At 52.4% G+C, this 18737-nt stretch carries 17 protein-coding genes; 10 read left to right on the top strand and 7 right to left on the bottom strand.

What is annotated here, in order from left to right:
- Positions 1 to 68 precede the first annotated feature (68 nt).
- The 3 genes from AC3G3F_RS10445 to nikR all read left to right on the top strand — a co-directional run bounded on the left by AC3G3F_RS10445 (position 69) and on the right by nikR (position 2241).
- Positions 69 to 1118 (top strand): AI-2E family transporter, encoded by a 1050-nt coding sequence (locus AC3G3F_RS10445; RefSeq protein WP_023247820.1) that lies wholly within the window; start codon positions 69 to 71, stop codon positions 1116 to 1118.
- Between the two features lie 51 nt (positions 1119 to 1169).
- Positions 1170 to 1748 carry a 4'-phosphopantetheinyl transferase AcpT gene (gene acpT / locus AC3G3F_RS10440; protein WP_053529869.1) on the top strand — a complete coding sequence of 193 codons (579 nt, stop codon included), beginning with the start codon at positions 1170 to 1172 and terminating at the stop codon, positions 1746 to 1748.
- A 91-nt stretch (positions 1749 to 1839) separates the two neighbouring features.
- Entirely contained in the window at positions 1840 to 2241 is a 402-nt protein-coding gene (gene nikR / locus AC3G3F_RS10435) for a nickel-responsive transcriptional regulator NikR (RefSeq protein ID WP_023247818.1), read from the top strand.
- A gap of 73 nt (positions 2242 to 2314) precedes the next feature.
- On the opposite strand, the gene AC3G3F_RS10430 is transcribed toward nikR, so the two are convergent.
- The 5 genes from AC3G3F_RS10430 to AC3G3F_RS10410 all read right to left on the bottom strand — a co-directional run bounded on the left by AC3G3F_RS10430 (position 2315) and on the right by AC3G3F_RS10410 (position 8746).
- Positions 2315 to 3439 (bottom strand): ABC transporter permease, encoded by a 1125-nt coding sequence (locus AC3G3F_RS10430; protein ID WP_023247817.1) that lies wholly within the window; start codon positions 3437 to 3439, stop codon positions 2315 to 2317.
- Positions 3439 to 6180 (bottom strand): ribosome-associated ATPase/putative transporter RbbA, encoded by a 2742-nt coding sequence (gene rbbA / locus AC3G3F_RS10425; RefSeq protein WP_079796023.1) that lies wholly within the window; start codon positions 6178 to 6180, stop codon positions 3439 to 3441. The genes AC3G3F_RS10430 and rbbA overlap by 1 nt, the downstream gene beginning before the upstream one ends.
- Positions 6177 to 7244: an HlyD family secretion protein gene (locus AC3G3F_RS10420; protein ID WP_023247815.1), complete on the bottom strand. Its 1068-nt coding sequence runs from the start codon at positions 7242 to 7244 to the stop codon at positions 6177 to 6179. The genes rbbA and AC3G3F_RS10420 overlap by 4 nt, the downstream gene beginning before the upstream one ends.
- 63 nt (positions 7245 to 7307) lie before the next feature.
- Positions 7308 to 7445, bottom strand: coding sequence for a hypothetical protein (locus AC3G3F_RS10415; protein ID WP_154707684.1), 138 nt, complete (start codon positions 7443 to 7445; stop codon positions 7308 to 7310).
- A 107-nt stretch (positions 7446 to 7552) separates the two neighbouring features.
- The gene (locus AC3G3F_RS10410) at positions 7553 to 8746 is read right to left on the bottom strand and encodes a BaiN/RdsA family NAD(P)/FAD-dependent oxidoreductase (protein WP_023247814.1); all 1194 of its coding nucleotides are present in this window, start codon (positions 8744 to 8746) and stop codon (positions 7553 to 7555) included.
- Positions 8747 to 8976: 230 nt separating this feature from the next.
- On the opposite strand from AC3G3F_RS10410, the gene pitA reads away from it, so the two are divergent.
- Complete coding sequence (pitA, locus tag AC3G3F_RS10405; protein WP_000902757.1) at positions 8977 to 10473, top strand: inorganic phosphate transporter PitA; 1497 nt, start codon at positions 8977 to 8979, stop codon at positions 10471 to 10473.
- An 83-nt stretch (positions 10474 to 10556) separates the two neighbouring features.
- On the opposite strand, the gene uspB is transcribed toward pitA, so the two are convergent.
- Positions 10557 to 10892 carry a universal stress protein UspB gene (gene uspB / locus AC3G3F_RS10400; RefSeq protein ID WP_000626193.1) on the bottom strand — a complete coding sequence of 112 codons (336 nt, stop codon included), beginning with the start codon at positions 10890 to 10892 and terminating at the stop codon, positions 10557 to 10559.
- A 387-nt stretch (positions 10893 to 11279) separates the two neighbouring features.
- On the opposite strand from uspB, the gene uspA reads away from it, so the two are divergent.
- Together uspA and dtpB are read left to right on the top strand one after the other, a co-directional pair.
- Positions 11280 to 11714 (top strand): universal stress protein UspA, encoded by a 435-nt coding sequence (gene uspA / locus AC3G3F_RS10395; RefSeq protein ID WP_000323565.1) that lies wholly within the window; start codon positions 11280 to 11282, stop codon positions 11712 to 11714.
- A 317-nt stretch (positions 11715 to 12031) separates the two neighbouring features.
- On the top strand, positions 12032 to 13504 hold the full coding sequence (dtpB, locus tag AC3G3F_RS10390; RefSeq protein ID WP_488394938.1) for a dipeptide/tripeptide permease DtpB: 1473 nt from the start codon (positions 12032 to 12034) through the stop codon (positions 13502 to 13504).
- Between the two features lie 77 nt (positions 13505 to 13581).
- On the opposite strand, the gene AC3G3F_RS10385 is transcribed toward dtpB, so the two are convergent.
- Positions 13582 to 14085 carry an RrF2 family transcriptional regulator gene (locus AC3G3F_RS10385; protein ID WP_023247812.1) on the bottom strand — a complete coding sequence of 168 codons (504 nt, stop codon included), beginning with the start codon at positions 14083 to 14085 and terminating at the stop codon, positions 13582 to 13584.
- A gap of 226 nt (positions 14086 to 14311) precedes the next feature.
- Between AC3G3F_RS10385 and AC3G3F_RS10380 the strand changes: the two genes are divergently transcribed.
- From AC3G3F_RS10380 to AC3G3F_RS10365, 4 genes are all read left to right on the top strand, one after another.
- On the top strand, positions 14312 to 15514 hold the full coding sequence (locus tag AC3G3F_RS10380; protein ID WP_488394936.1) for an NAD(P)/FAD-dependent oxidoreductase: 1203 nt from the start codon (positions 14312 to 14314) through the stop codon (positions 15512 to 15514).
- Between the two features lie 459 nt (positions 15515 to 15973).
- Positions 15974 to 16783, top strand: a complete 810-nt coding sequence (locus AC3G3F_RS10375; RefSeq protein ID WP_053507999.1) for a sorbitol-6-phosphate dehydrogenase subunit — start codon at positions 15974 to 15976, stop codon at positions 16781 to 16783.
- A gap of 30 nt (positions 16784 to 16813) precedes the next feature.
- A complete protein-coding gene (locus AC3G3F_RS10370; RefSeq protein ID WP_488394935.1) occupies positions 16814 to 18277 on the top strand; it encodes a PTS transporter subunit EIIC in 1464 nt (487 codons plus the stop codon).
- The gene (locus AC3G3F_RS10365) at positions 18274 to 18702 is read left to right on the top strand and encodes a PTS mannitol transporter subunit IIA (RefSeq protein ID WP_023247808.1); all 429 of its coding nucleotides are present in this window, start codon (positions 18274 to 18276) and stop codon (positions 18700 to 18702) included. The genes AC3G3F_RS10370 and AC3G3F_RS10365 overlap by 4 nt, the downstream gene beginning before the upstream one ends.
- Positions 18703 to 18737 lie beyond the last annotated feature (35 nt).

Raw genomic sequence — 18737 nt, 5'->3', positions numbered from 1 at the left:
AGTGAGATTCAGATTATCGGTATCAGGTCAGCCGCTACACTTAGAAAAAACACAACAAGGAAAACTTCATGGTAACCGCTCAGCCCGACAAAACGGGTATGCATATTCTGCTGAAACTGGCCTCCCTGGTCGTCATTCTCGCCGGGATTCATGCCGCGGCGGATATTATTGTACAACTCTTGCTGGCGCTCTTTTTCGCCATCGTTCTTAATCCTTTAGTGACCTGGTTTATTCGCCGGGGCGTGAAGCGACCGCTGGCGATTACTATCGTGGTGGTCGTCATGCTGATTGTGCTTACCGCGCTGGTGGGCGTGCTTGCCGCATCGCTTAATGAATTTATCGCCATGCTGCCTAAATACAGTAAGGAACTGACGCGTAAAGTCTTACACCTTCAGGAGTTAATGCCCTTTCTGAATTTACATATGTCGCCGGAACGTATGCTCCGCGGGATGGATTCCGATAAAATTATGCTCTTCACCACGACATTAATGACCGGTGTATCGGGCGCGATGGCAAGCATTGTGCTGCTGGTGATGACCGTGGTTTTTATGCTGTTTGAGGTACGCCATGTGCCTTATAAATTACGTTTTGCGCTTAACAATCCACAAATCCATATTGCCGGCCTGCACCGCGCCCTGAAAGGCGTCTCGCATTATCTGGCGCTGAAAACGCTGCTCAGTCTGTGGACGGGCGCGATTATCTGGCTGGGGCTGGCGTTAATGGATATTCAGTTTGCGCTAATGTGGGGCGTACTGGCCTTTTTGCTTAATTACGTTCCTAATATCGGCTCGGTGATTTCCGCCGTTCCGCCCATGATTCAGGCGCTGTTATTTAACGGCTTTTACGAATGCGTACTGGTCGGCGCGCTCTTTTTGGTGGTCCATATGGTGATTGGCAACATTATGGAGCCACGCATGATGGGTCATCGTCTGGGAATGTCCACGCTGGTGGTATTTCTCTCGTTACTGGTCTGGGGATGGCTATTAGGCCCGGTAGGGATGCTATTGTCCGTTCCCTTGACCAGCGTTTGCAAAATCTGGATGGAAACCACTAAAGGCGGCAGCAAACTGGCAATCTTACTGGGGCCAGGCCGACCGAAAAGCCGTTTACCGGGATGAGGCGACAGATGCTACAATCACCTCCTCTTTATATGCAACGTTGGTCCTGATATGTACCAGATCGTTCTGGGAAAAGTGTCCACATTAAGCGCAGGTCAATTGCCCGACGCGTTAATCGCCCAGGCGCCGCAGGGCGTTCGCCGGGCAAGCTGGCTGGCCGGGCGCGTGCTGCTTTCCCGTGCGCTCTCGCCGCTACCGGAGATGGTGTATGGCGAACAGGGCAAACCAGCTTTTTCCGCCGGAACGCCGCTGTGGTTTAACCTCAGCCATAGCGGCGACACTATTGCTCTGTTGCTTAGCGATGAAGGTGAAGTCGGCTGCGATATTGAAGTGATTCGTCCGCGCGATAACTGGCGTTCGCTGGCAAATGCGGTATTCAGTCTCGGCGAACATGCTGAAATGGAAGCGGAACGTCCGGAGCGACAACTGGCGGCATTCTGGCGTATCTGGACGCGTAAAGAAGCCATCGTGAAACAACGCGGCGGCAGCGCCTGGCAAATCGTCAGCGTGGACAGCACATTGCCCTTTGCGTTGTCGGTCAGCCAGTGTCAGCTCGATACGCTCAGCCTGGCAGTCTGCACCCCCACGCCTTTTACGCTGACTTCGCAGACGATAACGAAAGCGCAATGACACATTAATTTTTCCCTCTGGCGCCGGACGTGTGTTACAAAATGCGGAGCTTTCCATGCGCCGACGCGCCATACCAAAAGGTTTAAGTCAGATGCAACGTGTCACCATCACCCTCGATGACGATTTACTGGAAACGCTGGACAGCCTGAGCCAGCGACGCGGCTATAATAACCGCTCCGAAGCGATCCGCGATATTCTGCGCGGCGCTCTGGCGCAGGAGGTCACCCAGGAACACGGTACGCAGGGTTTCGCGGTACTTTCGTATGTTTATGAACATGAGAAACGGGATTTAGCCAGCCGCATCGTCTCCACCCAGCATCATCATCATGATTTATCCGTCGCCACGCTGCACGTCCATATCAACCACGATGACTGTCTGGAGATCGCCGTTCTGAAAGGCGATATGGGCGACGTACAGCATTTTGCCGATGATGTTATCTCCCAGCGCGGCGTGCGCCACGGCCACTTACAGTGTTTGCCGAAAGAAGACTAACGCCTCAGCGCCTTGCCGGGAGCGCTTCGCTTGCCCGGCCTACGTCCGCACGTCTGTAGGCCGGATAAGAGAGTTATGCCATCGTGCCAATCGTTTTTCTGAAGCGTAATAGCGCTATCAGGAAGAACACGCCGCCTATCGCCAGCAGGGTCAGGAACTGCGGCCAGACGATACTCAAACCTGCGCCGCGATAAAGAATGGCCTGGGCAAGGCTGACAAAATGTGTCGTTGGCATGGTCAGCATAATATCCTGCACCGCCTGCGGCATACTTTCGCGCGGCGTGGAGCCGCCGGAAAGCATTTGTAGCGGCAACAGCACCAGAATCATTAATAGCCCTAGTTGCGGCATCGAACGGGCGACAGTGCCCATAAAAATCCCTATTGAAGTGGTGGCGAACAGGCTCAGCGCCACGCCCAACATAAACAATGGGATCGATCCTTCAATCGGTACGCCAAGTACGCCTTTCACCATCAGCATCAAAGACAAACCGGAAACCACCAGCACGACCAACCCCATTGACCATACCTTCGCCATCATGATCTCAAAGGGCGTAACCGGCATCACCAACAGATGCTCAACCGTGCCGTGTTCTCGCTCGCGGATCAGCGCCGATCCGGTCAGCACTATCGCCAGCATGGTAATGTTGTTGATAATCGCCATCACGCCGCCAAACCACGCCGGGTCCAGATTCGGGTTAAAGCGCATCCGAATCTCCAGCGACACAGGCTGGACGCTATTATCCCGATAGCGCGCCACAAAGCTGTTGACCTCGCCGCTAATAATATTCTGGATATAACTGTTGCCGGTAAACGCCTGGCTCATGCGCGTCGCATCGACGTTAACCTGAATATCAGGCTGACGTCCGGCCAGCACATCACGCTGGAAATTCGGCGGAATATTAACCGCGAAGGTATAGCGTCCGGCATCCAGTCCGGCATCCATTTCCGTTGCCGTAATCATCTCCGGCGGCAGAAACCACGGGCGGTAAAAACTATTCACAATACGGTTCGACAACTGCGACTGATCCATATCGGCGATGGCGATAGGGGCAAGATGCAACGAACCGGGCAGGACGGTAGCGGAGGAGTAAACCGAAATCGTAAAGGCGAAGACGATCAGCGCCAGCATCGCTTTGTCGCCCAGCAGACTGCGCAGTTCTTTGACGCCGAGGTTATAAATATTACGTAATCCGCGCATTACCCCTCCTGTTTTTTCAGCAGCAGAATGCTCAGACCCATTACCACCGGGACAGCAATCAGTAGCGGCATAAATAAGGGCCAAAGATCGGACAGATCCAGTGCTTTGGAAAACGTCCCACGCGCGATCGTCAGAAAATGGCTAGTCGGGTAGATCTCGCCGATCCATCTTCCCGGCCCCTCCAGCGAGGCTACCGGATCGATCATGCCGGAAAATTGTGTTGCCGGAATGAGGGTAATAATCGACGTCCCAAAAATAGCGGCAATTTGGCTCTTCATAAAAGTGGAGATCAGCAGCCCCAGACCGGTGGCGATGATGACGTAAAGCAGCGCCGCCAGGGTAAGCGTGAGAAAGCTGCCTTTCAGCGGCACGCCGAATACAAAGACCGACAGCGCGCACAGTAACAAGAAGTTCAGCATACCCAGCGCGATATACGGCAGTTGTTTACCCAGCAAAAATTCGCTGCGCGTCGTCGGCGTTACGTACAGATTAATCATCGACCCCAGCTCTTTCTCCCGCACCACGCTCAGGGCGCTAAGCATTGACGGGATCATCATGAGCAGCAGCGGAATGACCGCCGGAACGATAGCGGGCAGACTTTTCACATCCGGATTATAGCGATAGCGCGTTTCAATGTTGAGCAGCCCGGCCTGTTTAACCGGGTTCGGCTGACGACTCGCCGCCTCCTGCAGCCAGCTTTGGTGCATCGCCTGAACATACCCCTTCACCGTCTCGGCGCGGCTGGGCATGGCGCCATCCACCCAGACGCCAATCTGCGCTGGCGTACCGCGAGCAATATCGCGGCCAAAATTAGGCGGGATCTCAATGGCAACCGCCAGCTCTCCCGCACGCATCCGCCGGTCAAGCTCGTCATAGCTGGCGAGCGGCGGCTGTTCGATAAAGTAGCGGGACCCTGCCAGATTGAGCGACCACGCCTGGCTACTGACGGTTTGATCGCGATCGAGTACGGCAAAACGCAGGTTTTCCACGTCCATACTGATGCCATAGCCCATAATCAGCATCAGAATTACCGTTCCCAGCAGCGCCAGCGTCGAGCGTACCGGATCACGGCGTAGCTCCAGCGCTTCGCGGCGACTGTAGCTGAACAAACGCCGGAAGCTCAATCCCTGCCGCGACGGTTTATCTGACGCGGCGGGCATCTGGGATGGCGGTATTGTGGTTTCAGGTGTCGCTCCCGCGGCTTCCTGTAGCCAGGAAATAAACGCCGCTTCCAGATTGGCCGCGCCTCGCTGTTGCACCAGTTCTTGCGGCGTCCCGCTGGCGAGCACTTTACCGGCGTGCATCAATGACATTCGGTCGCAACGTTCCGCTTCGTTCATAAAATGGGTCGAGATAAAAATCGTCACCTTATCCTGACGCGAAAGATCGACCATAAGCTGCCAGAACATATCCCTGGCGACCGGATCAACGCCGGACGTTGGCTCATCAAGAATCAGCATTTCCGGGCGATGGATCACCGCTACCGCCAGCGATAAACGCTGGCGGATACCGAGCGGCAACGACGCGGGGAGCGTATCTTCCACCTCCGTTAGCATAAAGCGTTCGCTCATCTGCGCGACGCGCGCCGGGATCTCCGCTGGCGGAATATGAAACAGGCGGGCATGAAGTTCCAGATTCTGCCGCACGGTGAGTTCGTTATAGAGCGAAAAAGCCTGCGACATATATCCGACCCGGCGACGGGTGTCGATGTCATTCGGGTCCACCGGCTGACCAAATAGCCAGGCCTGGCCTTCGCTGGCGGGAAGCAGACCGGTCAGCATTTTCATGGTGGTAGATTTGCCGCAACCGTTCGAACCGAGGAAGCCAAAAATCTCGCCGCGCGGAATGCGGAAATTAACATGGTCAACCGCGACGAAATGACCGAAACGCATGGTCAGATCCCGCGCTTCAATCGCAATCTCTTGTTGCTCAGCGCGGTAAGGCGGAATTACCACCGGCTTATGCGCCTGGCGCTGCGCTTCTGGCAACAGGGCGATAAACGCCTGTTCCAGCGTCGCGCTATGGGTTTTTTCCCGCAGTTGCTGCGCGCTGCCAGTTGCCAGTATCTCGCCCGCATTCATCGCCACCAGCCAGTCAAAACGCTCCGCCTCTTCCATATAGGCCGTTGCGACCAACACGCTCATATTGGTCTGCCGTTGGCGGATACTGTCGATTAAGTCCCAGAATTGGGCGCGTGAGAGCGGGTCCACGCCGGTGGTAGGTTCATCAAGAATCAGTAATTCCGGGTCATGAATCAGCGCACAGCACAGCCCCAGCTTTTGTTTCATCCCACCGGACAGCTTCCCGGCAGGCCGGTCACGAAACGGCGCCAGACCGGTGCTGTTCAGCAGCTCGGTAATACGCGCTTCGCGTTCAGCTTTGTCATGACCAAAGAGACGGGCGAAAAAATCGACGTTCTCATAGACCGATAGCGTGTGATAAAGGTTTTTCCCCAGTCCCTGCGGCATCCAGGCGATGCGCGGACAGACGTCGCGGCGATGTTTCGCATTGCGCATATCACCGCCCAGGACGATAACGTTCCCTTGTTCAATCACCCGCGCGCCAGAAATCAGCGACAGTAGACTCGACTTACCCACCCCGTCCGGACCAATCAGCCCGACCATACTACGAGCGGGAATATCCAGCGTGATATTGTTCAGCGCGACCGTTTTTCCGTAATGCTGGCTCACCCCCTCAAGCTGCGCCACGGGAGGAACAGGCACCAGCGTCAGCGACGTCATTGCGACAACCTCACGCTTAGAGAGTCAGGCCAGGGCACGCGCTCGTCCAGACGGACCCAGGCCATTCCCGGCAAACCGGTTTTGACATATTCCAGATGCTGTCGCAACAGCTCTGGCGGAATACGCGCCTTCACCCGGAACATCAGCTTCAACCGTTCATCGTGGGTTTCCACGGTTTTGGGGGTGAACTGCGCCACGCTGGCGACAAAACTGATCGTTGCCGGTATACGGAGATCGGGCGCGGCATCAAGCACCAGACGCGCTTCGCCGCCGATCTTCAACAACCCCGCCTGTTCGGTCGGCAGGAAAAATGTCATATAAACATCGCTGAGATCGACCATGTTCAACACCCGGCCGCCAGCCGATAACACTTCGCCCGGCTCAGCAACGCGGTACTGCACGCGCCCGTCGCGCGGCGCTTTTAATTCGCTGTCGTCAATGTCGGCGACAATACGCCGCTCGGTCGCCTGCGCCGCCTCCACGCGTGTTTGCGCCTGGATAATATTGGTGTGCGCCGCCTCAATCGCCGCTTTTGCCGCAGATACCTGCGCTTTGGCGGACTCCAGGGCGGCGCGCGCGCTTTCCGCCGCCGCGCGATCGTCATCTAACTGTTGTACAGATACCGCGCCACGCTGCGACAGCGAACGGGAACGCACGTGACGTTTAGAGACAGAATCCAGCTCAGCTTCCCGCTGTTTGACGACCGCCTGCGCGGCGCGCATTTCACTCTGGCGTTGCTCCAGCAAGGCGCGGGCGGCGGCAACCGCGCTCTCGGCCTCTTTAATCTGCGCTATCGCCTCCAGCCGCTGCTCCTGCAATACGCGAGTGTCCATTTTCGCCAGTACCTCGCCCTGACGAACGAACTGCCCTTCATTCACCCGTATCGTCTCGATACGACCAGCGATTTTGGTGGCGATATCGACTTCCGTCGCTTCTATTCTGCCGTTGCTGGCGGCAAACCCTTCCGGCACGCCCGCAGGACGTAGCATCCACCCTACGACGCCGGCAATAACCACCAGGATGCCTGCAATCCACCACACCAGATGACGCTTCATTTTGTCCATAATCGACCCGCCGTAATCCCTGTTGTCCAACAATGCGTGTCACAAAGTCCGCCAGACGCGCGTTCAGCGGAGGTTTTCATCCGGGATATGAATGAAAAAGAAAAAGGGGCCAGACGATGAATAGTCGCCGATGAAGCGCTCGCCGTCAAAGGGAGTGAATGATGTAGGTACCCGAAAAAGAGGGAGTAATGTTGTCATCATCAGCGTTCCTGGCCGTAAATGAAACACGCATACTCATAACTGCTATAAATCGATACTAACACCTCTGTCCGGGATGTCTATTCGCTTATTGTTTGTAATGGTACTTATCATTTTGCTGCCAAATCCTGCGCGCAGGCCCAGGCGCTCGACCAGGCCCACTGGAAGTTATAGCCGCCCAACCAGCCGGTGACGTCCATCACTTCGCCGATAAAATAGAGACCCGGCACGCGGCGCGCTTCCATGGTCCGCGATGACAGTTCGTTTGTATCCACGCCGCCCAGCGTCACTTCCGCTGTCCGATAGCCTTCGGTGCCATTGGGCTGCACTTGCCAGGCTGTAAGCATGTCAACCAGCGCCTGCTGGTCACGGACGTTCAACTGCCTGAGCGATACATCCGGGATCTGCCCCAACTGTTGTAAACACTCTACCAACCGTTTCGGCAGATGCATCGCCAGCGTGTTCTTCAGACTCTGGTTCGGGTGAGCGTTACGCTGTTCATTGAGAACGTCATCCAGCGAGAGGTCCGGCAATAAATTAATGCTCACCAATTCGCCCGGTTGCCAGTAGCTCGAAATCTGTAAAACGGCGGGTCCGGACAGCCCACGATGGGTAAAAAGCAGGTTTTCCCGAAATACCGTGCCATTGCGGGCGGTAATCACGCAGGGAACAGATACGCCAGACAGCGTCTGGAGCTGTTCTAACAGCGGCTTATGTAGCGTAAAGGGCACCAGCCCGGCGCGAGTAGGCAACACCTTGAGACCAAACTGTTCGGCGATTTTATAGCCAAACGGCGATGCGCCAAGGCCCGGCATCGACAGGCCGCCGCTGGCGATCACCAGCTTTTGCGTAACGACCGTCTCGCCGTTCAACGCCAGCACGAAACCCGACTCATCACGTGCGACACTCAATACCTCGCTACGCAGGCGCAGCGTTACGCCACCTTTGTCGCACTCGGCAACCAGCATATCGACAATGCGTTGAGCGGAATCATCGCAAAAAAGCTGTCCCAGCGTTTTCTCATGCCAGGCTATCCCGTATCTGCCGACCAGATCGATAAAGTCCCACTGTGTATAACGGGCTAACGCTGATTTGCAAAAATGGGGGTTCTGGCTCAAATATGCAGCAGGCTCAACATAAAGATTAGTAAAGTTGCAGCGCCCACCGCCGGACATGAGGATTTTACGTCCTGGCTTCTTGCCATTATCGATGAGCAGCACGCGGCTACCCGCCTGTCCTGCCTGCGCTGCGCAAAACATGCCCGCTGCGCCAGCGCCTATAATAACGGCATCAAACCTTTCCACGTGACTTTCCTCTCTCAAATTCGGGCGGGAATTGTAAAGTTTCCTCAGTGGTCGCACCAGCGCGAAAAGCGCCTGAAAATGGTATTTGTCTGAAATATATAAGATAATTCTTTAGTGGCATAAAACAAAGCACGAAGCACATCAAAAAAAGTCTATATTTCACTTTGCCCGCGCCGCCAAAGTCACTGATAATGCGCCGCGTTCATGTCCTCAAGATGGCGTAACGTCCTATGCTACATTTGTTTGCTGGCCTGGATTTACATACCGGGCTTTTATTATTGCTTGCTCTGGCTTTTGTGCTGTTCTACGAAGCGATTAACGGCTTCCATGATACAGCCAATGCAGTCGCAACCGTGATTTACACCCGCGCGATGCGTTCGCAGCTGGCGGTTATCATGGCGGCGGTGTTTAACTTTTTTGGCGTTCTGCTGGGGGGTCTCAGCGTGGCGTATGCCATTGTGCATATGCTGCCAACGGATCTCCTGCTCAACATGGGTTCCGCGCACGGCCTCGCCATGGTCTTTTCCATGTTGCTGGCGGCGATTATCTGGAACCTCGGTACCTGGTATTTCGGGTTGCCTGCTTCCAGTTCCCACACGCTGATTGGCGCGATTATCGGCATCGGTTTAACCAATGCGATGATGACCGGCACGTCAGTGGTGGATGCGCTTAACATCCCGAAAGTTATCAATATTTTCGGCTCGCTCATCATCTCCCCTATTGTCGGTCTGGTGTTCGCTGGCGGTCTGATTTTCTTGCTGCGTCGCTACTGGAGCGGCACTAAGAAACGCGCCCGTATCCACCTGACGCCAGCCGAGCGTGAAAAGAAAGACGGCAAGAAAAAGCCGCCGTTCTGGACGCGTATCGCGCTGATTCTCTCAGCTATCGGCGTGGCGTTTTCGCATGGCGCGAACGATGGTCAAAAAGGCATTGGCCTGGTCATGCTGGTGCTGATTGGCGTCGCGCCTGCGGGTTTCGTGGTTAATATGAATGCCTCCAGCTACGAAATCACCCGTACGCGCGATGCTATCAACAATGTCGAAACGTACTTTGAGCAGCGTCCTGACCTGCTGAAAGCCGTCACCGGCGTTGACCAACTGATTCCGTCTCCGGAACCGGGCGCGACTGAACCGGCTGAATTCCACTGCCATCCGGCTAACACCATTAACGCGCTTAACCGTGCGAAAGGGATGCTGGCAAACGTGGAAAGCTACGACAAGTTAAGCGTTGAACAGCGTAGTCAGTTGCGTCGCATTATGCTGTGCATCTCCGACACGACCGACAAAGTCGTGAAATTGCCTGGCGTAAGCAGCGATGACCAGCGTCTGCTGAAAAAGCTGAAGACCGATATGTTAAGTACCATTGAATATGCGCCGGTGTGGATCATCATGGCGGTGGCGTTGGCGCTGGGTATTGGTACGATGATAGGCTGGCGTCGCGTGGCGACCACTATCGGCGAGAAAATTGGTAAAAAAGGCATGACGTATGCGCAGGGGATGTCGGCGCAGATGACGGCGGCAGTCTCTATCGGTCTTGCCAGCTACACCGGTATGCCAGTTTCTACCACTCACGTACTCTCCTCTTCAGTGGCGGGAACCATGGTCGTTGATGGCGGCGGGTTGCAGCGTAAAACCGTGACCAGCATTCTGATGGCCTGGGTATTTACGTTACCGGCGGCGATTATTCTTTCCGGCGTGTTGTACTGGCTTTCCCTGAAAATTATTTAAGCCGACTGTGCCGGATGGCGTTATCGCTTATCCGGGAGGCTTATCTCACACGAGCGGGTCAGGAAACTGGCCCGCTTTTTTATTCAGTGCCAAATCATGAGCGCAATCAAGCTCACTACCACCAAACCGCATAACGCGCTGGTTAGCAGAAACTGACGGCGGACGCGTTCACAACGGCGAATAAATTCTTCATCATGATGATCGCGATAGCGCTGAGCGTAGATATACCATACCAGGCGCACCTGTTTATTAGGCTGACCATGCGTGGTAAAGAAGCCGCCGCCATCGACATATTGATAGAGCAAAGGATCGCAACCACGAAGTACCACTAACAGTGCGCGTAACGATGAGAAATAGCGCGCCATATTAACAATGCAAACGACACATAAAGCCCAGAATAGTGAGACGGTGCTTATCATATCTCCTCCCCGGCGACCCGCCCACGGAGTTCCTCTCCGGGACTACCGCTCCCCGATACCCTGCCAGACAATCAGTGAAAGAGTACTACGAAAGCCGCCCATGTTAGCGCTCCGCATTCGAACGGCTCTTATACACATTGTAGGAGATCAGTTAATTTTTTTACCAGAAGGTTAATCACTATCAATGCAATTCACTGAAAATTTTGTTTAACTAACTGGCAAGCAAGGCAGATTGACGGATTATCCTGGCCGCTATAATGTAAGGATAGTTATGGTAAACGGCTGAGCTAGCCCCGCGCATAGAGTTCGCAGGACGCGGGTGACGCGGCGGCATAAGAAACGCCAGTAGCTCAATGGTCATCGACAACTTATGGAAGGAGTAACACTATGGCTTATAAACACATTCTTATCGCAGTTGATCTCTCCCCGGAAAGTAAAGTTCTGGTTGAAAAAGCGGTCTCTATGGCGCGCCCCTACAACGCGAAAATCTCCCTGATCCACGTTGACGTGAATTATTCAGACCTGTACACAGGTCTGATTGACGTCAATCTGGGCGATATGCAGAAACGTATCTCCGAAGAAACCCACCACGCGCTGACCGAGCTGTCTACCAATGCTGGCTACCCTATCACTGAAACCCTGAGCGGTAGCGGCGACTTGGGCCAGGTGCTGGTTGACGCCATCAAGAAATACGATATGGATCTGGTCGTTTGCGGTCATCACCAGGACTTCTGGAGCAAACTGATGTCTTCTGCGCGCCAGCTGATCAACACCGTTCACGTTGACATGCTGATTGTTCCGCTGCGCGACGAAGAAGAGTAATACTTGCCGGCTGGCGGCTAAGACCTTATCTGGTCTATAGTCAATCAGGTTGGCCTGAACCATCAGGCCAATTCCGGCTATCAACAACAACGCCCGCTTATGTGGGCGTTTTGTTTATCCCCCTCTCCGCAGCACTCAGTACATCATTCCATCACACCAAACATAATTAGTGTGATCCGCTAATTAGTTTGCATATCATTTGTATAATAACCTATTAATCCGGCTAATAGCCGCAGTCTATATCAGGGTAAGACTTTTCGGCGCGTTTTGATATGCGCGCTCATACGTTTCGGGATGGCATTGAAAGGCGAAGGAATATGAATACAACTGCACCTACGGGCTTGCTGCAGCAACCTCGTCCATTCTTCATGATCTTTTTTGTAGAATTATGGGAACGATTTGGCTATTACGGCGTCCAGGGCATCCTGGCGGTTTTTTTCGTTAAACAATTGGGTTTTTCTCAGGAACAGGCCTTTATTACCTTTGGCGCTTTTGCGGCGCTGGTTTATGGCCTGATCTCCATTGGCGGCTATGTTGGCGACCATCTGTTAGGGACTAAACGCACCCTGGTCCTGGGCGCGATTGTGCTGGCGATTGGCTATTTTATGACCGGCATGTCGCTATTAAATCCCGATCTGATTTTTATCGCGCTGGGCACGATTGCCGTGGGCAACGGGTTATTTAAAGCCAATCCCGCCAGCCTGCTCTCTAAATGCTATCTGCCTAAAGATCCCCGGCTGGATGGCGCTTTCACCCTGTTTTACATGTCGATTAACATCGGTTCTTTGCTATCGCTATCGCTGGCGCCGGTGATAGCCGATAAGTTTGGCTATGCCGTGACCTACAATCTGTGCGGCGCTGGTATAATTGTTGCGCTTCTGGTGTACTTCGCCTGCCGTGGCATGGTGAAAAATATCGGTTCTGAACCGGATCATAAACCGCTACGTTTTCGCAACTTGCTGCTGGTATTACTCGGCACCGTCGTCATGGTTTTCCTCTGCGCCTGGCTTATGCACAATGTTAAGATAGCCAATCTGGTGCTCATCGTCCTTTCTATCGTCGTCACTATTTTCTTCTTTCGCGAAGCGTTTCGTCTGGATAAAACCGGCCGCAATAAAATGTTCGTGGCGTTTATTCTGATGATTGAAGCCGTGCTGTTTTACATTTTGTATGCGCAGATGCCTACCTCGCTGAACTTCTTTGCGATTAATAACGTGCATCATGAAATTCTTGGATTCACCATTAATCCAGTGAGTTTTCAGGCGCTGAACCCATTCTGGGTGGTCATCGCCAGTCCGGTACTGGCAGCGATTTACACCCGACTGGGTAGCAAAGGCAAAGATCTGACCATGCCGATGAAGTTTACGCTCGGCATGTTCCTCTGCGCGCTGGGTTTTCTGACCGCCGCCGCCGCCGGGATGTGGTTCGCCGATGCGCAAGGACTGACGTCGCCGTGGTTTATCGTGCTGGTGTATCTGTTCCAGAGTCTGGGCGAATTGCTAATTAGCGCGCTGGGACTGGCAATGGTCGCCGCCCTGGTGCCGCAGCATCTGATGGGCTTTATTCTGGGAATGTGGTTCCTGACCCAGGCCGCCGCCTTCCTGCTCGGCGGTTATGTGGCGACCTTCACCGCCGTACCGGAAAACATCACCGATCCATTGCAGACGCTGCCCATTTATACCGGCGTCTTTAGCAAAATTGGTCTGGTAACGTTGGCGGTCACCGTGGTGATGGCCATTATGGTGCCGTGGCTAAACCGGATGATTAATACCCCGGATAATGCCCGATAATTGTTAATGCCGGATGGCGGCGCAGAGCGTCTTATCCGGCCTGCGGCACCAGGCCGTTGGCCGGATACATCGGCATCTTAACCTTTTCGCGCGTCGATCCACGCTTGCACTTCAACCACAAAGGTATCCGGCGCTTTACGATACATTTTACGCGCCAGATCGAGAATAGTATGCTGCGCCAGCGCCTCTTCCATGCGTTGCTGCGCTATATCCATCACTGAACGCACGCCGCAAATCCCTTCGCAAGCCCACGCGGGCGGTTGCGCATCAAATACCGCCAGCCGCTGGCGAATCTCGCGGCATTCAAAAATCCGTTTATCGCCGTCTATCGCGTTGACCACATCGAGCACCGTAATATGCTCGGCAGGTTTGGCAAGCTGAAAACCGCCCCCCTTCCCCTCAATGCTACGCACCAGACCAGCCTTCGACAGACGGGTAAAAATCTTGGCCAGATAGTCATAAGGCACGCTTTGCAGGTCCGCAATCTCGCGAACGCTCATTTCACGAGCATCTCCCTTGCTGTCCACCATGCACATCAGACTATGGATACCGTACTCAACCCCGGAACTGTAGAAAGCCATACTCTTATCTCAGCCAAATTAACTCTGAGTTATTTTAGCTTTTTCATCATCGCCATGCCAGACAAGAAGCAATCTCACATAATGCAATACAGTTTTAGTGTTTAATTTTCAAATAGATAATCGCACACTCCGAACGTAAATACTAAACACGGACAAAATAACATTGCCTCTTTTAACTAGGACCAATACAATCCGAGTAAATAAGTCATCATCAGGTGAAACCAAAATGCATAAAAATATTCTGATCGTAGGGGCGGGATTTTCCGGGATGTGGGCAGCGCTCAGTGCGGCTCGTCTGGTAGACAAATATCAAAGCGAGGATATTAAAATCACCGTTATCGCACCTCAGCCTGAACTACGCGTGCGTCCTCGTTTTTATGAAAACGCGGTGGCAACATTGGTTGCGCCGCTTCAGCCGCTGTTTGATATCACTGGCGTGAACTTCCTGCGCGGAACGGTGCGGCAAATCTTCCCGGGCTCAAAAGAGGTGAGCTGGACGGATGCCAGCGGCGAAACGCGAGTAAGCCGCTACGATCGCCTGGTACTTGCCAGCGGCAGCCACGTAGATCGCTCACAGGTGGCCGGCGCTCAGACACATGCTTTCGATCTGGATCAGCTGGAAAGCGCGGCAGTTCTGGAACAACATCTGAAAGACCTGGCTTACCAGGCTGAAAGTGAAGCGCGTAATACCGTGGTCGTTTGCGGCGGTGGTTTTACGGGCATCGAGATGGCGCTTGAACTGCCTGGTCGCCTGTGCGATATCCTCGGTGCCGATGCTAAGACCAGAGTAGTCGTAGTTGAACGTAGCCCAGAGCCGGGCGCACGCTATAGCGAAGCATTGCGTAATGTCATCATTGAAGCCTCTGCGGAACTGGGCGTGGAGTGGCTCGTTAACGCAGAAGTCGAAAGCGTGGATGCCGCAGGCGTGACGCTGAAAGACGGGCGGACGATTGCATCGCAAACGGTGATCTGGACAGTTGGCGTACAGGCCAATGGCCTGACGGCGCAGATTGGCGCTCCGCGCGATCGCCAGGGGCGTCTGCATGTGAATACCGCACTTCAGATACCAGGTCACGAAGATATCTACGCCACCGGCGACGTGGCCTATGCCGCGACCGACGACAAAGGCCATCATGCGCTAATGACCTGCCAGCACGCGATTCTGTTAGGCAAGTTCGCCGGTAATAACGCTGCGGCCAGCTTGCTGGAGGTGACTCCTCTGCCATATCGTCAGGAAAACTATGTTACCTGTCTGGATCTTGGTGCCTGGGGCGCAGTCTATACCGAAGGGTGGGATCAGCAGGTAAAACTGGCGCGCGCCGAAGCGAAGAAACTCAAGATGTCAATCACCAGCAAGCTGATCTACCCGCCGAAAGCAGACCGCGCAGCGGCGTTTGCGATTGCCGATCCGCTGGCGCCGTTTGTTTAAACTGTCTGAACAATACCACGCCCTGGCAACTCCACTCCGGTCAGGGCGTGCTTAAAGGAATATCTGAATAGGCTCCCTTCTTCTTTCTCCCTCAACTTCTTAAGCGCCGCTTTCTTACATACCAACAATCTCATATGAAAAATGCAAAAAAATGCGCATGCGAAATCAAAACAAGCATATAAACGCATTAATGAATCGGTTAATTATAAATCACCCTGGAAATGCCAGCATCTACGCAAAATACAATGAAATAATGCAAGCATTTGATTTATATAAAATAAATAATATCCATTGTGACTTGCCTCGCAAATCAAATCGATTGTCATAGGCAATGCGTTTTTCTGCGCATAAATTATAAACGCGCAAAAAAACGCATACATGTAAAAAACATGCTACAGGCACGGCTGAAAGCTCCCGTACCAGCATGTGTCAATCAACGCCGCAAAATGAGGGTTAAAAATGGATCAAGCAACGAAGTGGTTAGATCTGTCAGGGAAAGTTGTGATCGTAACCGGAGGAAGCATGGGGTTGGGAGAAAAAATGGTTGAAAATTTGCATGCTAACGGCGCGACCGTCGTGTATGCCGACTTATCACCAAATCAAACTTTCAGCCAATGTGATGATATTACCTTTATCAAGTGTGACGTAACCGACAAAAAAGAAGTTGAAAACTTAACCCAGTCCGTTGTTGCGAAATTTGGTCATATTGATGGGCTGGTCAATAACGCTGGCGTTAGTCGTCCACGTTTACTGGTAGATGTTTTTAAAGAAAAGCCTGAGTACGAGTTGAGTGAGGATGACTTCGACTTTATGGTGAATGTAAACCAGAAAGCGGTATTCCTGATGTCACAGTCTGTCGCACGTCAGATGGTTGAACAACAGTCCGGCGTGATTATCAATATGACATCCGAGGCGGGTGTTCAGGGTTCCCGTGGTCAAAGCTGTTACTCTGCAACCAAAGCCGCTGTCAATGCGTTTACATTTTCGTGGTCGAAAGAATTGGGTCCTTACAATGTTCGCGTGGTCAGCGTTGAGCCAGCAATCAATGTACCCACGCCAATGAACAGCGAGGCCAATTTCCGTGCGCTTGCTTACACGCGAGGTACAGATCCTAACCATGTTCATAAAGACTACAAAGGCATAATTCCTCTCGGCCGACCGGGTAAACTTGAAGAGATTGCAGACTTAATTTCTTTCCTTGTCTCCGAGCATTCCTCCTATATCACCGGTTCAGTTATTAATATCACCGGCGGTAAGTCACATCATTAATCACTAACCAACATACAAATGGAGCCGACCATGGGGAACAATCAAATTGCCAATAGCCCTACGTTAGCGAAAATAAGAAAGTTTGGTGGAGTTATGAGCGGCATGGTCATGCCGAATCTGGGTGCTTTTGTAGGATGGGGACTGATGGCCGCCATCTTTATACCCAATGGCTGGTTCCCTAATGAAAAATTAGGTGAGATGGTCGGCCCAATTCTGAATTATCTTTTCCCATTACTCATTGGTTATACAGCAGGCTATAACATTCATGGCCAACGTGGAGGTGTTATCGCCGCATTTGCAACTATGGGCGTCATCGTCGGTTCAAATATTACGATGATTAGCGGGGCGATGGTTATGGGTCCCCTTTCTTCATGGTTGCTAAAGAGATTCGACCAAAAAGTACAACATAAAATTAAACCGGGATTTGAAATGTTCGTAAACAATTTCAGTCTCGGTATTATCGGGTTGCTTTGCGCCATTTTTGCCTATATGACCGTTGGGCCGGTAATCCGCTTACTTATCGTCATCATCACCTCGGGCGTGAACTGGTGTACAAGCCATAATCTACTGCCTTTGCTTTCCGTTTTTATGGCCCCTGCTCAAGTACTCTTCCTGAATAATGTTGTCAATCACGGTATTCTTGCGCCGATTGGCTTTGCTCAGGTTCCTGAACTGGGTAAATCGATCATGTTCCTCGTTGATACCAATAATGGCCCATTACTTGGAACATTAATGGCTATCGCACTTTTTGGTCGTGGTCGGGCGAAAAAAACGGCACCAATGGCCATGTTTATTGCCGGTATAGCAGGGATTGGTGAGGTCTACTTTCCCTTTGTGCTGGCCAACCCTTTACTGGTATTCGCCACTATGGGCGGGCTTGCTGTCTCTTTATTCTTACAGGTGATTATGGGCGGCGGGCTGATCGGCGTGGCATCACCAGGTAGCTTAATTGCCATTGCGATGATGACGCCGAAAAGCGCGATTATTGCGAATCTGGTGTCCATCAGCGCCGGTTTCCTCGTCTCATGCACATTAGGCTGGCTATTGCTTAAAGTCAGTCCAGGAACAGAAAACGATGAAGATGAAAACCCTGTCATAGTTGGAGGACGTCAGGTTAAGTCCGTCACTGACTTTGTTCCAGGAGTCACAAGTATGGCGACAGCAACCAGAGGAAAAACGGTTCAAAGCATCCTTGTCGCATGTGACTCCGGAATGGGTTCCAGTGCAATGGGCGCGTCAGTCCTGCGTAAACGGTTGAAAGAAGAAGGACTGGACTATATTACCGTCATCAACGATTCCGCAAACCGAGTAGGTAAAGATTATGACATTGTCATTACCTTATCTGGTCTTATCGAACGGGCAAAATTAAGCTGTGAAAATGACGACACCGTCTTCATGACTGTGAAGAACTTTATTAAATTAAGTGATTATGATGAAACTGTAACATTCATAAAATCACAGAATAATATGAATCAGCAAGAGGTGATAGCATGAATAATATTTTCACGCCTGATAACATCATTCTCAATGCACAAGCCAAAGATAAGTTTGACGCTATACGAATCACCGGAAACATCCTTAAGGAAAATGGGTATGTCACGGATGAATACATTAAAAGAATGATAGTGAGGGAAGAAATTGTTTCAACTTATCTGGGCAATGGTTTAGCCATCCCGCATGGAACAGATGGTTCTGATTGTGAAATCATTAAAACTGGCATCTCACTAGTCCAGTTTCCCGATGGGGTAGACTTTGGCGATGGCAATACTGCATATATAACCATTGGTATTGCAGGAAAAGAAGCCGAGCATATGGACTTACTTAACAAAATCGCCTTAATTTGCATTGAAGAAGATAATGTCCAGACACTGCGTAATGCCACATCTATAGAACAGGTTTTACAAGTGCTAAACATGTAAGATATACTCATTATTCTATGAATAAAATGAGTAAG

Source organism: Salmonella sp. FC25216 (assembly GCF_057751355.1).
This window is presented reverse-complemented; position numbering and strand designations above follow the sequence as displayed.

Bases quoted from the DNA above. Each gene is read 5' to 3' on its own strand.
- AC3G3F_RS10445 (WP_023247820.1), top strand. From the start codon at position 69: ATGGTAACCGCTCAGCCCGACAAAACGGGTATGCATATTCTGCTGAAA.
- acpT (WP_053529869.1), top strand. From the start codon at position 1,170: ATGTACCAGATCGTTCTGGGAAAAGTGTCCACATTAAGCGCAGGTCAA.
- nikR (WP_023247818.1), top strand. From the start codon at position 1,840: ATGCAACGTGTCACCATCACCCTCGATGACGATTTACTGGAAACGCTG.
- AC3G3F_RS10430 (WP_023247817.1), bottom strand. From the start codon at position 3,439: ATGCGCGGATTACGTAATATTTATAACCTCGGCGTCAAAGAACTGCGC.
- rbbA (WP_079796023.1), bottom strand. From the start codon at position 6,180: ATGACGTCGCTGACGCTGGTGCCTGTTCCTCCCGTGGCGCAGCTTGAG.
- AC3G3F_RS10420 (WP_023247815.1), bottom strand. From the start codon at position 7,244: ATGGACAAAATGAAGCGTCATCTGGTGTGGTGGATTGCAGGCATCCTG.
- AC3G3F_RS10415 (WP_154707684.1), bottom strand. From the start codon at position 7,445: ATGATGACAACATTACTCCCTCTTTTTCGGGTACCTACATCATTCACT.
- pitA (WP_000902757.1), top strand. From the start codon at position 8,977: ATGCTACATTTGTTTGCTGGCCTGGATTTACATACCGGGCTTTTATTA.
- uspB (WP_000626193.1), bottom strand. From the start codon at position 10,892: ATGATAAGCACCGTCTCACTATTCTGGGCTTTATGTGTCGTTTGCATT.
- uspA (WP_000323565.1), top strand. From the start codon at position 11,280: ATGGCTTATAAACACATTCTTATCGCAGTTGATCTCTCCCCGGAAAGT.
- dtpB (WP_488394938.1), top strand. From the start codon at position 12,032: ATGAATACAACTGCACCTACGGGCTTGCTGCAGCAACCTCGTCCATTC.
- AC3G3F_RS10385 (WP_023247812.1), bottom strand. From the start codon at position 14,085: ATGGCTTTCTACAGTTCCGGGGTTGAGTACGGTATCCATAGTCTGATG.
- AC3G3F_RS10380 (WP_488394936.1), top strand. From the start codon at position 14,312: ATGCATAAAAATATTCTGATCGTAGGGGCGGGATTTTCCGGGATGTGG.
- AC3G3F_RS10375 (WP_053507999.1), top strand. From the start codon at position 15,974: ATGGATCAAGCAACGAAGTGGTTAGATCTGTCAGGGAAAGTTGTGATC.
- AC3G3F_RS10370 (WP_488394935.1), top strand. From the start codon at position 16,814: ATGGGGAACAATCAAATTGCCAATAGCCCTACGTTAGCGAAAATAAGA.
- AC3G3F_RS10365 (WP_023247808.1), top strand. From the start codon at position 18,274: ATGAATAATATTTTCACGCCTGATAACATCATTCTCAATGCACAAGCC.